Consider the following 14,898-nt stretch of genomic DNA (forward strand, 5'->3'; position numbering starts at 1 on the left):
GCTGCGCTCTACCCACCCTACAAAGGCCGGGCGGCAACCCAGTACGGAGTCAGAACACCAGGTCGGACAGGCGCCAGACCTCATAGGCCGGCGTCTCATAGGGGTGGACCTGCTTGAGGGCGCGCACGGCATCGTGGATCAGCTCGTCGGCCACCACCATCTCCACCTTCCACTCGGATACATGCTCCACCCGGCCGGCCTGGCCGATAAAGGGATCGGCTTCGGCCAGCGGGCGGAACTGGCCCTGCCCCAGGCTTTGCCAGCAGCAACTGTCATAGGCGCCGATGCGGCCGCCCCCCGCCGAGAAGACCGCTTTCTTGACCGGCTCCAGATGGGATTCCGGAACGTAGAAGCACAGCTTGTACATCAATTACTCCGTAGGCAATTACAGGCTGGACGCTAGTGGCCAGATGATGCCATCGGACGATGGCCATTCGCCAATACTTTGTCGCGACCAGCGTCACGATACCGGCATTCGACTGACCGCCGGTCAAAGTGTTCAGCGCAGGGATAGAGCCGTTGGCCATAAGGCCGCTGTCGTGCGGAGTGCTTTGCGGTGGGGTTGCGAGCCGTGTGGGCGATCAGTCGCCCTGCCAGAACCGCCGCCACTTGTCCTTCAGCGAAGGCGCAGCAGGGGCGTGGCTGCCATCGCAGTACGGCAGGCGTCGGGAGAGGCCACAGCGGCAGAGGATGAGTAATTGCTGGCGTTCGATGTAAAGCGAGAGGCCCTGTCGGCAGTCGGAAGGGCAATCGGGAAGCCGGGGCGAATGCCCGCAGCGGCACAGCAGCAGAGTGGCGCCGGGCTCGACCCGGCGCACCTCCGGTAGCGACGCGCCCTCCCCCGTTGCGGAGAGAGGGCGCTCGCCGGCGTCGTCAGTCGACCCAGACGCGGGCATTGCGGAACATGCGCAGCCAGCCGCCGTCTTCCTGCCACTCGTCGGGGCGCCAGGAGTTCTGTACGGCACGGAACACGCGCTCCGGGTGCGGCATCATGATGGTCACGCGACCATCGCGGCTGGTGAGGCCGGTGATGCCACGGGGCGAGCCGTTCGGGTTGGCCGGGTAGCCTTCGGTGACCTTGCCGTGGTTGTCGACGAAGCGCATGGCCACGCAACCGGAAAGATCGGCTTCCAGCAGGGCTTCCTCGCTTTCGAACTCGGCATGGCCTTCACCGTGGGCGATGGCGATGGGCATGCGCGAACCGACCATGCCACGCAGGAAGATCGACGCCGACTCCTGCACCTGGACCATGGCCACGCGGGCCTCGAACTGCTCGGAGCGGTTGCGCACGAAGTGCGGCCAGAACTCGCTGCCGGGGATCAGCTCGTGCAGGTTGGACATCATCTGGCAACCGTTGCACACGCCGAGGGCGAAGCTGTCCTTGCGCTCGAAGAAGGCCTGGAAGCCATCACGGGCACGGGCGTTGAACAGCACCGACTTGGCCCAGCCCTCACCGGCGCCGAGCACGTCACCGTAGGAGAAGCCACCGCAGGCCACCAGGCCCTTGAACTCTTCCAGGCTGACGCGGCCGGCGAGGATGTCGCTCATGTGCACGTCGATGGCGGCGAAGCCGGCACGGTCGAAGGCCGCGGCCATCTCCACCTGGCCGTTGACGCCCTGCTCGCGCAGTACGGCGACCTGGGGACGCGCGCCCTTCTTTATATAAGGAGCGGCGATGTCCTGGTTGACGTCGAAGCTGAGCTTCACCGACAGGCCGGGGTTGTCTTCGTCCAGCAGGACGTCGAACTCCTGGTCGGCGCAGGCGGCATTGTCACGCAGGCGCTGGACCTGGTAGCTGGTCTCGGCCCACTGGCGCTGCAGCAGGCGGCGCTCGCCAGCGAACACCGGCTCGCCGTTGAAGGAAATAGCGACATCGGCACCGTTGACCGGCTGGCCGATCACGGCCACGCAGTCGCCCAGGCCAGCGGCACTGAACTGGGCCAGCACTTCCGGCGTGGCGCCCTGCTGGACCTGGATGACCGCACCCAGCTCTTCGTTGAACAGCACGGCCGGCAGCTCGTCGGCGGCATCGGCCAGGGCGTCCAGTTGCAGGTCCAGGCCGCAATGACCGGCGAAGGCCATCTCCAGCACAGTGGTCAGCAGGCCGCCGTCGGAACGGTCGTGGTAGGCCAGCAGCAGGCCGTCCTGGTTCAGGCCCTGGATCACGGCGAAGAAGGCCTTGAGGTCCTCGGCGTCGTCGACGTCCGGCACGGCCTGGCCGAGCTTGGCGAAGGTCTGCGCGAGGATGGAGCCGCCCATGCGGTTCTGGCCGCGGCCGAGGTCGACCAGGATCAGGTCGGTCTCGCCCTTGTCCAGACGCAGTTGCGGGTTGAGGGTGCGGCGGATGTCCTGCACCGGGGCGAAGCCGGTGATCACCAGGGACAGCGGCGAGGTGACGGACTTGTCCACACCCTCGTCCTGCCAGCGGGTTTTCATGGACATGGAGTCCTTGCCCACCGGAATGGTGATGCCCAGCGCCGGGCACAGCTCCATGCCCACGGCCTTGACCGTGTCGTACAGGCGCGCGTCCTCGCCCGGGTGGCCGGCAGCGGCCATCCAGTTGGCGGACAGGCGGATATCGGAAATCTTCTCGATGCTGGCACAGGCCAGGTTGGTGACGGTCTCGCCGACCGCCATGCGGCCCGAGGCCGGGGCGTCCAGCAGGGCCAGCGGAGTGCGCTCGCCCATGGCCATCGCCTCGCCGGTGTAGACGTCGAAGCTGGTGGCGGTGACGGCGCAGTCGGCCACCGGAACCTGCCACGGGCCGACCATCTGGTCGCGGGCGACCAGGCCGGTGATGGTGCGGTCGCCAATCGTGATCAGGAAGCTCTTGCTGGCCACGGCCGGGTGACGCAGCACACGGCTCACCGCATCGGCGATGTCGACGCTGGCGGCGTTGAAGTCATCGCCCTGCTCGGCTTCGCGGCTGACGCTGCGGTGCATGCGCGGCGGCTTGCCGAGCAGGACGTTGAGCGGCATGTCCACCGGCTTGTTGCCGAAGTGGCTGTCGGCGACGGTCAGGTGCGGCTCCTCGATGGCCTCGCCGACCACCGCGAAGGGGCAGCGCTCGCGTTCGCAGATGGCCTTGAAGCGCTCGAAGTCGGCGGCGTCCACCGACATCACGTAGCGCTCCTGGGACTCGTTACACCAGATTTCCAGCGGGCTCATGCCCGGCTCGTCGTTGGGCACGGCACGCAGTTCGAAACGGCCGCCGCGGCCACCGTCGTTGATCAGTTCCGGCAGGGCGTTGGAGATGCCGCCGGCACCGACGTCGTGGATGAACTTGATGGGGTTCTCGGCGCCCAGCTGCCAGCAGCGGTCGATCACTTCCTGGCAGCGACGCTCCATCTCGGGGTTGTCGCGCTGGACGGACGCGAAGTCCAGGTCGGCGGAGCTGGAGCCGGTGGCCATGGAGGAAGCAGCACCGCCGCCCAGGCCGATGAGCATGGCCGGGCCGCCGAGGACGATCAGCTTGGCGCCAACGGAAATCTCGCCCTTCTGCACGTGCTCGGCGCGGATGTTACCCATGCCGCCGGCGAGCATGATCGGCTTGTGGTAGCCGCGTACTTCTTCGCCGTGGGGGGTGTCGATGGCCTGCTCGAAGGTACGGAAGTAGCCGTTCAGCGCGGGGCGGCCGAATTCGTTGTTGAACGCGGCGCCGCCCAGCGGGCCTTCGATCATGATGTCCAGCGCGGTGACGATGCGCTCGGGCTTGCCGTAGGGCTTCTCCCAGGGCTGCTCGAAACCGGGGATCTGCAGGTTGGAAACGGTGAAGCCGGTCAGGCCGGCCTTGGGCTTGGCGCCACGACCGGTAGCGCCTTCGTCGCGGATCTCGCCACCGGAGCCGGTGGAGGCACCGGGGAAGGGCGCGATGGCGGTCGGGTGGTTGTGGGTTTCCACCTTCATCAGGATGTGCACCGCTTCCTCGGTCGCGCCGTACTGGCGGGTACCCGGGTTGGGGAAGAAGCGTCCGGCGGTGAAGCCCTCGATGACCGACGCGTTGTCCTTGTAGGCGGACAGAACGCCTTCGCTGTTCATCTCGTAGGTGTTCTTGATCATGCCGAACAGGCTCTTCTCTTGCGCCTGGCCGTCGATATCCCAGCTGGCGTTGAAGATCTTGTGGCGGCAATGCTCGGAGTTGGCCTGGGCGAACATCATCAGCTCGACGTCGTGGGGGTTGCGCCCCATCTCGTTGAAGCTCTTTACCAGGTAGTCGATCTCGTCTTCGGCCAGGGCCAGGCCCAGCTCGACGTTGGCGCGGGCCAGTGCGTCGCGGCCACCGCCGAGGATGTCGACCACGGTCAGCGCCTTGGGCTGCGCGTGGCTGAACAGGCTGGAAGCTTCTTCCAGGGCGCCCAGCACCAGCTGGGTCATGCGGTCGTGCAGGGCGCTGGCGATCAGCTGCGCTTCGGCATCGGAGAACTGGCCAGCCACGTAGTAGGCGATGCCGCGCTCGATGCGCTCGATCTTGGCCAGGCCGCAGTTACGGGCGATGTCGGTGGCCTTGCTCGACCAGGGCGAGATGGTGCCGAAGCGCGGCAGGACCAGGAACAGGCGGCCCGCAGGCTCCTGCACCGGGACGCTGGGCCCATACTTGAGCAGACGCGCCAGGACCTTTTCCTCGTCGGCGGTGAGCACGCCGGTGACTTCGGCAAAGTGGGTGAACTCGGCATACAGACCGGTGACGGCGGGAACCTTCTGGGTCAGTTGCTCGAGCAGTTTGCCGTGGCGAAAAGCGGAAAGGGCGGGGGCACCGCGCAGGATCAACATCTTCTGGACAGCCTCTGGGAAGGGGTGTGCTTAGAGGCCGTGCATTCTAGCGCAAAGCGCCTGATTCCGGCACCCGTGCCGTCGCGCTCGAAGCGGCCATCCGAGGAGCGGCAGGGCAAGCGCCCGCCGGCCGCAAACGCCCTCCCCCGGGGGCCTGCGGCTAGCAGAGAAGATTTCCACTGTCGAGATATGGCAAGGATCGGGGTTTGCGTATACTGCGCCGATGTTCACCCCACCCGTGTTCCGCAAGCGTCGTGCCGTCTGGCTATTGGCGACCGGAATCCTCCTGCTGCTCGGAGGCTGTAAACAGCCGTCCACCCTCGAGCGCATTCAGGAGGAGGGTGTTCTACGCGTGGTCACCCGTAACAGTCCGGCCACCTATTTCCAGGACCGCAATGGCGAAACCGGCTTCGAGTACGAGCTGGTGAAACGCTTCGCCGACGACCTGGGCGTCGAACTGCAGATCGAGACCGCCGACAACCTCGACGACCTCTTCGCCCGCCTCGGCCAGGCCAACGGCCCGGTGCTCGCCGCCGCCGGCCTGGTGGCCAGCGACGCACGCCAGCACGAATCGCGCTTCTCCCATCCGTACCTGGAAGTCACGCCGCAGGTCATCTACCGCAATGGCGAGCGACGCCCCACTCGCCCGGAAGACCTGGTCGGCCAGCGCATCCTGGTGCTCAAGGGCAGCAGCCACGCCGAGCAGTTGGCCGCGCTCAAGGTGCAGTACCCGGAGCTGAAGTACGAGGAATCCGACGAAGTGGAGATCGTCGACCTGCTGCGCATGGTCGATGAAGGGCAGATCGACCTGACCCTGGTGGACTCCAACGAACTGGCGATGAACCAGGTGTACTTCCCCAACGTGCGCGTCGCCTTCGACCTGGGCGATGCCAGCAACCTGGCCTGGGCGGTCGCCCCCGGCGAGGACGACAGCCTGCTCAACGAGGTCAACGGCTTCCTCGACAAGGCCAAGAAAAACGGCACCCTGCAGCGCCTCAAGGATCGCTACTACGGCCATGTCGACGTACTCGGCTATGTCGGCGCCTACACCTTCGCCAAGCACCTGCAGCAGCGCCTGCCCAAATACGAACAGCACTTCCGCCAGGCCTCCCAGGACAATCAGGTGGACTGGCGCCTGCTGGCCGCCATCGGCTACCAGGAATCCCTCTGGCAGCCCACCGCCACCTCCAAGACCGGCGTGCGCGGCCTGATGATGCTGACCCAGGACACCGCCAAGGCCATGGGCGTGGCCAACCGCCTGGACCCCAAGCAGAGCATCGTCGGCGGCAGCAAGTACTTCGGCATGATCAAGCAGGGGCTGGCCGATGAGCTGGTGGAACCGGACCGCACCTGGTTCGCCCTGGCCGCCTACAACATCGGCATCGCCCACCTGGGGGATGCGCGCAAGCTGGCCGAGGCCGAAGGCCTGAACCCGAACAAGTGGCTGGACGTGAAGCAGATGCTGCCGCGCCTGTCGCAGAAGCAGTGGTACCGCAAGACCCGCTACGGCTATGCCCGCGGTGGCGAGACCGTGCACTTCGTGCAGAACATCCGCCGCTACTACGACATCCTCACCTGGGTGACCCAGCCGCAGATGGAAGGCTCGCAGGTGGCCGAAAGCAACCTGCACGTTCCCGGCATCGACAAGCGCAAGCCCAGCGAAGACACCCCGCCGCTCTGAGTCTCTAAGCGCCTGAAAGCAGCTAGCGGATACCGCCCCCTCAGCCCTTCAGCGAACGCCGCATCTTGAAGAACTCGCTGAGGATCGCCCCGCACTCCGTCGCCAATACCCCCCCCTCCACCAGCACCCGGTGGTTGAGGAAGTCCTGGGTGAAGAACTGCCCACGGCTGATCGCCACCCCCGCCTTGGGCTCGGTGGCGCCGTAGACCACCCGCGCCACCCGCGAATGGACGATGAGCCCGGCGCACATGCTGCAGGGCTCCAGGGTCACGTAGAGGGTGCTGCCCACCAGCCGATAGTTTTCCACCGCCAGCGCCGCATCGCGGATGGCGACCATCTCGGCGTGGGCGCTGGGGTCGTGACGGGAGATCGGGCAATTGAAGCCGCGCCCGATCACCTGGCCGTCCTGCACCAGCACCGCGCCGACCGGCACCTCGCCCAGGGCCGCGCCCTCGGCGGCGAGCGCCAGGGCTTCACGCATGAAGTCCTCGTCACGGCTGCGGTCGACGATCATCGGCTGGCGCATCCTCAGGCCACCTCGATCGCGGCCATCAGGCCGGTCTCCATGTGGTCGATGACGTGGCAGTGGAACATCCACACGCCGGGGTTATCGGCCACCAGGGCGATGCGCGCGGTCTCGTTCTTGCCCAGCAGGTAGGTGTCGGTGAAGTAGGGAATGATGGCCTTGCGGTCCGAGCCGATCACCTTGAAAGCCATGCCGTGCAGGTGGATCGGGTGCAGGTACTGGGCCATGTTGCGCAGCTCGAAGATGTAGTGGCCGCCCTTCTTCAATGTGGCGATGGGGCGGTCGGCGCAGGTCTTATCCTGGATGTCCCAGGCCTTGCCGTTGATCTGCCAGTAGTTACTCGGCCGGCCGGCGGCGCTGGTCAGGGTCGCCGCCCACTCGAACTTGAAGCTGAGGGTCTCGGCCTTCTCCAGGTCCGGCTCCGGCACCGGGTTGGCCGGCAGCGCGGGCGGCCAGTCGCCGGCAGCCTCCTCGGTGGCGACGCTCTTCAGGGTCGCCAGGCGCAGCGGCCCGTTGCGCAGCGGCAGTTCCTGGCCGGCGGCGGGCACCTTGAGCGCCAGCTCGATGCGCATGCCCGGGCCGAGCCAGTACTCCTTGCCCAGGTCGCGCGGCGCCACCGGGTGGCCGTCCAGCGAATAGATGCGCACCTCCGCACCCGGCATGTTCAGCCGGTAGGTGATGGTGCTGTCGAGGTTGAGCAGGCGCAGGCGCACCACCTGCCCGGCGGGCAGTTCGAGGGTCGGCGCCGGCGTGCCGTTGATGGTGGTCAGGCGACCCCGGGTGCCTTCGCGGGCCGCCTCGCGGGGCACGCTGAACTGGGTGAAGGCGCCCTCCTCGTCCACGTGCCAGGTCTTCAGGCTGAGTACGCGCTCGTGGCGGAAGCCGCTGGGCTCGCGCTCCTCGACGATCAGCGGGCCGACCAGGCCGCGCCCCAGCTGCTCGGCGCTGGACAGGTGCGGGTGGTACCAGAAGCTGCCGGCGTCATCGGTGCGGAAGCGGTAGTCGAAATACTCGCCCGGCAGCACCGGCAGCTGCGAGACATAGGGCACGCCGTCCATCTCCAGGGGCAGGCGGATGCCGTGCCAGTGGATGGTGGTGGGCTCGTCGAGCTTGTTGATGAAGCGCACGCGCAGCCAGTCGCCCTGGCGCGAGCGCAGCTCCAGGCCGGGTGCCTGGCCGCCATAGGCCCAGGCCGGGGTGACGTGACCGGAGACCAGCTCCAGGTCCAGCGGGGCGGCGATCAGTTCGTAGTCGTGGGTCTTGGCGTCGAGGCTGCGCCCCAGCCAGTAGCGGGCGCCGCCGGCGCCCAAGCCGACCACGCCGAGGCCGACCAGGCCACCGAGAATCTGTCTGCGGGTGAATGACACGGAATCCAGGCTCCTGTGAGTAATGCTTCGCGGGGCCATCAGGCGGTGCGTTGTCGCTCTGCGGCGACAGGAAGGGCCGGCCTGCATGGGCCGGCTCACGGGTGGCACATTCTGGCACAGCCCCTGTGCATCAGGGCAGCGCCGGGCCGTGGCCAGATGCCACAGCCGCCTAGCGGTTGCGGCCCAGGTAGGCGCGGGTGGTGAGCAGGTACACCGGCAGCCCGGACACCAGCACGATCAACGCGGCATAGGGCGCAGCAGCGGCGTACTCCAGGTTGGCGGTGTGCGACCAGACGGCGGTGGCCAGCGTATCCAGCCCGGTGGGGCCGAGGATCAGGGTGGCCGTCAGCTCCTTCATGCAGTCGAGGAACACCAGCACGAAACCGGCACCGATGGCCGGGAAGATGATCGGCAGGGTCACCCGCAGGAAGGCCTTGAACGACGTCTGCCCGAGGGTGCGCGCGGCCTCCTCCAGCTGCGGCGAAGCCTTCTCCAGCGCCACGCGGATCGGCGACTGGGCCATGGGCATGAACAGCAGCGCGTAGGCCACCAGCAACAGCAACGTGGTCTGGTACAGCGCCGGTGCATAACCCAGGGCGAAGAACACCAGGGACAACGCGATCACCAGCCCCGGCAACGCGTGCAACAGGTAGGGCAGGCGTTCGGCCAGACGCGCCAGGCGCCCGTGGTAGCGCACCACCACCAGCCCCACCGGCAACGCCAGCAGGCAGCTGATCAGCGCACCACCGAAGGACAGGTAGAGCGACGAACCCAGGGTGCGCAGGATGTCCATCAGCGGGAAGGCCGCCGAACTGCCTTCATGGATCCAGAAGCCGAGCATGGCCAGCGGCGTGCCCGAGCCGATCACCACCAGCGCCACCAGCAGCACCTGGATCGGCCAGTTCCACAGGCCCAGGCTCACGGGCGCGGTGCGCCGTGCCACGCCTTGCCCGGTGCGGGCGAAGCCGCGCCCGCGCAGGCGCAGCTCCATGCCCATCATCAGCATGCACAGGGCCAGCAGCAGCGCCGAAAGCATCGCCGCGTTGGCGTTGCTGAACTCCAGCTCGAACTGCTGGTAGATGGCGGTGGTGAAGGTCTGGTAACGCATGATCGACGGCGCGCCGAACTCCACCAGCATGTGCAGCGCCACCAGCAGCCCGGTGCCCATCAGGGTCGGCCGCAGCAGCGGCAGGGTCACCCGCCAGAACACCTGGCGCCGGGTGTAGCCGAGCATGCGTGCGGACTCCTCCAGCGCCGGGTCGAGGTTGCGCAGCGTGGCCACCACCGGCAGGTAGATCAGCGGGTATTTGGACAGGATCATCACCAGCGCCGTGCCGCCGAGGCCTTCGAACACCGGGCTGATGGAGATCCACGAGAAACCGGCCACGAAGGCCGGGATCGCAAAGGGCAGGCACAGCAGCACGTTCCACTGGCGGCGCCAGCGCAGGTCGCTGCGCTCCACGCACCAGGCCAGGGCCAGGCCGAGCAGTACGCAACCGGCGGTCACCAGCACCATCAGCTTCATGGTGTTGGCCAGCAGGTGGAACACGAAGGGGCGCCACAGCAGCTGCCAGGCGGTGTGCCAGCCGGATTCCCAGCTGCGCACGGCGACGTAGAACAGGGGCAGTGCAGCGACCAGCAACAATGCCAGGACCGGCACCTGCAGCCAGATGGGCGGGGAGCGGCGACGACGGCCGAGGGGTTTCGATGCCGAGGCCGCCAGGGCCGGGTCCAGGACTTCGGCTTGCATCAGTTCAGCCCGACCTCACGCTCCAGCTCCAGGGCGTCCTCCGCCAGGCCGATGTCGGCGGCGGTGAGCTTGGGCGGGCGCAGTTGGTCATAGGGTTTGAGCAGCGGGTCGGCCGACACCTTCTGGTTCACCGGGTATTCGGCGGACTGGCTGAGGATGGCCTTCTGGCCTTCTTCGCTAAGCATGAAGGCGACGAACTGCTGGGCCTCCTTCGGGTGCTTGCTGGCTTTCACCACCGCCACGCCGGAGACGCTGGCCAGACCGCCGGCATCGCCGTCGGCGAAGTAGTGCAGCTTGCTCTTCAGCTCGCCCTTCTCTTTCTTCAGCGCCATCCAGTAGTAGCTGTTGATCAGCGCGGCGGCGACTTCACCGTTCTCCACTGCCTTCATGGCGATGACGTTGTTGGTGTAGGTGGAGCCGAAGGCCTTGAGGCCGGTCAGCCATTCCTCGGCCTTCTCGCGGCCTTCCAGCTTGATGATGGCGGCCACCTGGCCAAGGAACTCACCACTGCTGGGCACGAAGGCGATCTTGCCGCTCCATTCCGGGTCGGCCACATCGAGCACGCTTTGCGGCAGGGCCTGGTCGCCCAGCTCCTCGGGGTTGTAGGCGAGCACGCGCACACGCGAGGTGACGCCGATCCAGTTGCCGGCGGGGTCGGCGAACTGCGGCTCGACCTGCTTGAGGGAGCTGTCATCCACCTTGGCCAACATGCCCTGGCCGGCCAGCTTGATCAGCGGCGGCGCTTCTTCGGTGTAGATGATGTCGGCGGGCGAGCGCTCGCCTTCCTCGGCGATCTGGTTGGCCAACTGGCCACCACCACCCTTGCGGATGCGCACCTGGATGCCGGTCGCTTTGGTGAAGGCCTCGGCGACGGCCTTGCCGGTCGCTTCGTGCTGCCCGTTGTACAGAGTCAGGGTCACCGCGTCGTCGGCCCGGGCCGCCATGGGCAGCAGCAGGCCGAGGGACAGAACACCGGCGCCGCAGACGCGGGCCAACGCAGTTACGAGACGTGCCGACATAAGCCACTCCTATCAACTCAGCAATAATCGGAAACGATTATACGGATCAACTGCGCTTCGTTCTCAAGAAATGGCTGCGACAGGTTGCTGCGGCAGATGAGAGGAAGCGATGGCGGATATGAAAAAGGCGCGGACCGCATGCGGTCCGCGCCTTCGACGCTGCCTTCAGGCGTGCGCCGTCATTCCCACTCGATGGTCGCCGGCGGTTTGCTCGACACGTCGTAGGTGACGCGGGAGATGCCTTCGATCTCGTTGATGATGCGGTTGGAGACCTTCTCCAGCAGCTCGTAGGGCAGGTGCGCCCAGCGGGCGGTCATGAAGTCGATGGTTTCCACCGCACGCAGGGCGACGACCCAGGCGTAGCGACGGCCGTCACCGACCACGCCGACGGATTTCACCGGCTGGAACACCACGAAGGCCTGGCTGGTCTTGTGGTACCAGTCGAAGGCACGCAGCTCTTCGATGAAGATGTGGTCGGCGCGACGCAGCAGGTCGGCGTACTCCTTCTTCACCTCGCCGAGGATGCGCACACCCAGGCCCGGGCCCGGGAAGGGGTGGCGGTAGACCATGTCGTAGGGCAGGCCCAGTTCGAGGCCGAGCTTGCGCACTTCGTCCTTGAACAGTTCGCGCAGCGGCTCCACCAGGGAGAACTGCATGTCTTCCGGCAGGCCGCCGACGTTGTGGTGGGACTTGATCACGTGGGCCTTGCCGGTCTTGGCGCCGGCCGACTCGATCACGTCGGGGTAGATGGTGCCCTGGGCGAGGAACTTCACGTCCTTCAGCTTGGTGGCTTCCTCATCGAACACCTGGATGAAGGTGCGGCCGATGATCTTGCGCTTCTCTTCCGGGTCGGAGACACCGGCCAGGCGACCGAGGAACAGCTCTTCGGCGTTGGCGCGGATCACCTTGACGCCCATGTTCTCGGCGAACATGGCCATCACCTGGTCACCCTCGTGCAGGCGCAGCAGGCCGTTGTCGACGAAGACGCAGGTCAGCTGGTCGCCGATGGCCTTGTGCAGCAGCGCCGCGACCACCGAGGAGTCGACGCCGCCGGACAGGCCCAGCAGCACCTTGTTGCTGCCCACCTGGGCGCGCACGGTGGCGATGGCGTCTTCGACGATGTTCGACGGGGTCCACAGGGCGGCGCAGCCGCAGATGTCCAGCACGAAGCGGGAGAGGATGCGACCGCCCTGCTTGGTGTGGGTCACTTCCGGGTGGAACTGCACGCCGTAGTAGGCACGGGCGTCATCGGCCATGGCGGCGATGGGGCAGCTCGGGGTGCTGGCGAGGATGTGGAAGCCCTCGGGCATGGCGGTGACCTTGTCACCGTGGCTCATCCACACGTCCAGGCCGAGCACGCCGTCAGCGTCGACGTGATCTTCGATGCCGTCCAGCAGGCGGGCCTTGCCGACCACGTCGACACGGGCGTAGCCGAATTCGCGCAGGTCGGAACCCTGGACCTTGCCGCCCAGTTGCTCGGCCATGGTCTGCATGCCGTAGCAGATGCCGAACAGCGGGACGTTGAGATCGAACACCGCCTGGGGCGCGCGCGGGCTGTTGGCCTCGTGCACCGACTCCGGGCCGCCGGCGAGGATGATGCCCTTGGGCGCGAAGGCGCGGATGGCATCGTTTTCCATGTCGAACGGGTGGATCTCGCAGTACACGCCGATCTCGCGAACGCGGCGAGCGATCAGCTGGGTGTACTGGGAACCGAAGTCGAGGATCAGGATGCGGTGGGCGTGGATATCTTGATTGGCCATGAGCTTTCCTTCGGAAAGAGCTTGAAGCTGAAAGCCAGAAGCTGGAAGTGCAGGGCGAAAGTCATGCTTCCGTCCTCCAGCTTCCAGCTTCCAGCACCTGTTACGCGGCCCCTTAACCTACGCGGTAGTTGGGCGCCTCTTTGGTGATCTGCACGTCATGCACATGGGACTCGGCCATGCCGGCGCCGGTGATGCGCACGAACTCCGGCTTGGTGCGCATCTCTTCGATGGTGGCGCAGCCGGTGTAGCCCATGGAGGCACGCAGGCCGCCCATCAGCTGGTGAACGATCGCGGACATGGTGCCCTTGTAGGGCACGCGGCCTTCGATGCCTTCCGGGACCAGCTTCTCGGCACCGGCGGAGGAGTCCTGGAAGTAGCGGTCGGAGGAACCCTGGGCCTGGGCCATGGCACCCAGCGAACCCATGCCGCGGTAAGCCTTGTAGGAACGGCCCTGGAACAGCTCGACCTCGCCCGGGGCCTCTTCGGTACCGGCCAGCATGGAGCCGATCATCACGGCGGAGGCGCCGGCGACGATGGCCTTGGACAGGTCACCGGAGTAACGGATGCCGCCGTCGGCGATCAGCGGAACGCCGGTGCCGGCCAGGGCAGCGGCGACGTTGGCGACTGCGGAGATCTGCGGGACGCCGACGCCGGCGACGATACGGGTGGTGCAGATGGAGCCCGGGCCGATACCGACCTTGACCGCATCGGCGCCCGCTTCGGCCAGGGCCTTGGCGGCTTCGCCGGTGGCGATGTTGCCGCCGATCACCTGGACTTCAGGGAAGGTCTGCTTGACCCAGCGAACGCGGTCGATCACGCCCTTGGAGTGGCCGTGGGCGGTGTCGACGATGATCACGTCGACGCCGGCATTCACCAGCGCAGTGACGCGGTCAGCGGTATCGGCGCCGGTGCCGACGGCAGCGCCGACGCGCAGGCGACCCTGGTCGTCCTTGCTGGCCAGCGGATAGGCCTTGGCCTTCTCGATGTCCTTCACGGTCATCATGCCCTTCAGGCTGAAGGCGTCGTCGACGATCAGGACTTTCTCGATGCGGTGCTTGTGCAGCAGCTCGCGGACGGTGTTCTTGTCGGCACCTTCCTTGACGGTGACCAGGCGCTCTTTCGGCGTCATCACGTCACGGACGCGGGCGTCCAGGCGGTTTTCGAAACGTACGTCACGGGAAGTGACGATGCCCACCAGGTCACCGTTGGACAGCACCGGTACACCGGAGATGTTGTGCTGGCGGGTCAGCTCGAACAGGTCGCGCACGGTGGCGTCGGCCTCGATGGTGATCGGGTCCTTGACCACGCCGGCCTCGAACTTCTTCACCTTGCGGACCTCGGCAGCCTGCTGCTCGACGGTCATGTTCTTGTGGATGATGCCGATGCCGCCTTCCTGCGCCATGGCGATAGCCAGACGGGCTTCGGTCACGGTGTCCATCGCGGCGGACAGCAGGGGGATATTCAACTCGATGCCGCGCGTCAGGCGGGTCTTGAGGCTGACGTCCTTCGGCAGGACCTCGGAATACCCCGGGATCAGGAGTACGTCGTCGAAGGTGAGGGCTTCTTGGCTGATGCGCAGCATGGCGGGGCTCCCAGGCGGGAAAATTGGAAGCGCGGCATTATATCTCAGCTGTGATGGCGCGCTCAATGAAACCGTTACCTTCGGCCTCACCTTCTTCACCGCCGTACCACCCTTTCCGATGGAGTGCCATCCCGCATCTGCAGGATAGCGGCGCCGCGCCGGGCCTTCCGATACTCCCCCATGACGCTGCGCCCCAGGCGGGGCGCGTTCGCCGACGCCGATAACGACAAGAATAAAGAGTGGGAGCCATGCACCAGCCACTTGCCCTCCATCCGTCACCCGCCGACTCGACGCTGGCCGATCCCCCAGGGCAACGCAACGGCCGCGCCTGGTTCCGCCGCAAGCGCAGCACCGGCGATCCGCGACCGCCCCACCCTGCCAGGCTTCATCCCCGCACCACCCTCCCGCGGCACCAAGCGCCCCGCGCGCACCGCCCCCAGGCG

10 protein-coding genes are annotated in these 14,898 nt (G+C 66.7%); 1 reads left to right on the forward strand and 9 read right to left on the reverse strand.

Going from position 1 to position 14,898, the window contains the following annotated elements:
* Nucleotides 1-49: 49 nt before the first annotated feature.
* The 3 genes from RTW82_RS09070 to purL form a co-directional block, all read right to left on the reverse strand.
* Nucleotides 50-367: a YqfO family protein gene (locus RTW82_RS09070; protein WP_316924876.1), complete on the reverse strand. Its 318-nt coding sequence runs from the start codon at nt 365-367 to the stop codon at nt 50-52.
* A 214-nt stretch (nt 368-581) separates the two neighbouring features.
* On the reverse strand, nt 582-896 hold the full coding sequence (locus tag RTW82_RS09075; RefSeq protein ID WP_316924877.1) for a CDGSH iron-sulfur domain-containing protein: 315 nt from the start codon (nt 894-896) through the stop codon (nt 582-584).
* Nucleotides 874-4,770, reverse strand: coding sequence for a phosphoribosylformylglycinamidine synthase (gene purL / locus RTW82_RS09080; RefSeq protein ID WP_316924878.1), 3,897 nt, complete (start codon nt 4,768-4,770; stop codon nt 874-876). Before purL ends, RTW82_RS09075 begins: the two co-directional genes overlap by 23 nt.
* Nucleotides 4,771-4,993: 223 nt before the next feature.
* Here purL and mltF point away from each other — a divergent pair, with 223 nt between their 5' ends.
* Nucleotides 4,994-6,451 carry a membrane-bound lytic murein transglycosylase MltF gene (gene mltF, locus RTW82_RS09085; protein WP_316924879.1) on the forward strand — a complete coding sequence of 486 codons (1,458 nt, stop codon included), beginning with the start codon at nt 4,994-4,996 and terminating at the stop codon, nt 6,449-6,451.
* A gap of 40 nt (nt 6,452-6,491) precedes the next feature.
* Here the strand turns inward: mltF and tadA are convergent, their stop codons facing one another.
* The 6 genes from tadA to guaB form a co-directional block, all read right to left on the reverse strand.
* Entirely contained in the window at nt 6,492-6,977 is a 486-nt protein-coding gene (gene tadA, locus RTW82_RS09090; protein WP_263400101.1) for a tRNA adenosine(34) deaminase TadA, read from the reverse strand.
* A gap of 2 nt (nt 6,978-6,979) precedes the next feature.
* Nucleotides 6,980-8,344 carry a multicopper oxidase family protein gene (locus RTW82_RS09095; RefSeq protein WP_316924880.1) on the reverse strand — a complete coding sequence of 455 codons (1,365 nt, stop codon included), beginning with the start codon at nt 8,342-8,344 and terminating at the stop codon, nt 6,980-6,982.
* A gap of 169 nt (nt 8,345-8,513) precedes the next feature.
* A complete protein-coding gene (locus RTW82_RS09100) occupies nt 8,514-10,094 on the reverse strand; it encodes an iron ABC transporter permease (RefSeq protein WP_316924881.1) in 1,581 nt (526 codons plus the stop codon).
* Nucleotides 10,094-11,113 carry an extracellular solute-binding protein gene (locus tag RTW82_RS09105; RefSeq protein WP_043240143.1) on the reverse strand — a complete coding sequence of 340 codons (1,020 nt, stop codon included), beginning with the start codon at nt 11,111-11,113 and terminating at the stop codon, nt 10,094-10,096. Before RTW82_RS09105 ends, RTW82_RS09100 begins: the two co-directional genes overlap by 1 nt.
* 179 nt (nt 11,114-11,292) lie before the next feature.
* On the reverse strand, nt 11,293-12,873 hold the full coding sequence (gene guaA, locus RTW82_RS09110) for a glutamine-hydrolyzing GMP synthase (RefSeq protein ID WP_316924882.1): 1,581 nt from the start codon (nt 12,871-12,873) through the stop codon (nt 11,293-11,295).
* Nucleotides 12,874-12,985: 112 nt separating this feature from the next.
* Nucleotides 12,986-14,455, reverse strand: a complete 1,470-nt coding sequence (gene guaB / locus RTW82_RS09115) for an IMP dehydrogenase (RefSeq protein WP_316924883.1) — start codon at nt 14,453-14,455, stop codon at nt 12,986-12,988.
* Nucleotides 14,456-14,898 lie beyond the last annotated feature (443 nt).

This window comes from Pseudomonas sp. zfem005, assembly GCF_032621735.1.
GTDB lineage: Bacteria > Pseudomonadota > Gammaproteobacteria > Pseudomonadales > Pseudomonadaceae > Metapseudomonas > Metapseudomonas solani.

What these genes read in the sequence shown, in the direction of transcription:
- purL (WP_316924878.1), bottom strand. Translation starts at nt 4,770, where the DNA reads ATGTTGATCCTGCGCGGTGCCCCCGCCCTTTCCGCTTTTCGCCACGGC.
- RTW82_RS09070 (WP_316924876.1), bottom strand. Translation starts at nt 367, where the DNA reads ATGTACAAGCTGTGCTTCTACGTTCCGGAATCCCATCTGGAGCCGGTC.
- mltF (WP_316924879.1), top strand. Translation starts at nt 4,994, where the DNA reads ATGTTCACCCCACCCGTGTTCCGCAAGCGTCGTGCCGTCTGGCTATTG.
- RTW82_RS09105 (WP_043240143.1), bottom strand. Translation starts at nt 11,113, where the DNA reads ATGTCGGCACGTCTCGTAACTGCGTTGGCCCGCGTCTGCGGCGCCGGT.
- RTW82_RS09100 (WP_316924881.1), bottom strand. Translation starts at nt 10,094, where the DNA reads ATGCAAGCCGAAGTCCTGGACCCGGCCCTGGCGGCCTCGGCATCGAAA.
- guaB (WP_316924883.1), bottom strand. Translation starts at nt 14,455, where the DNA reads ATGCTGCGCATCAGCCAAGAAGCCCTCACCTTCGACGACGTACTCCTG.
- RTW82_RS09075 (WP_316924877.1), bottom strand. Translation starts at nt 896, where the DNA reads ATGCCCGCGTCTGGGTCGACTGACGACGCCGGCGAGCGCCCTCTCTCC.
- tadA (WP_263400101.1), bottom strand. Translation starts at nt 6,977, where the DNA reads ATGCGCCAGCCGATGATCGTCGACCGCAGCCGTGACGAGGACTTCATG.
- guaA (WP_316924882.1), bottom strand. Translation starts at nt 12,873, where the DNA reads ATGGCCAATCAAGATATCCACGCCCACCGCATCCTGATCCTCGACTTC.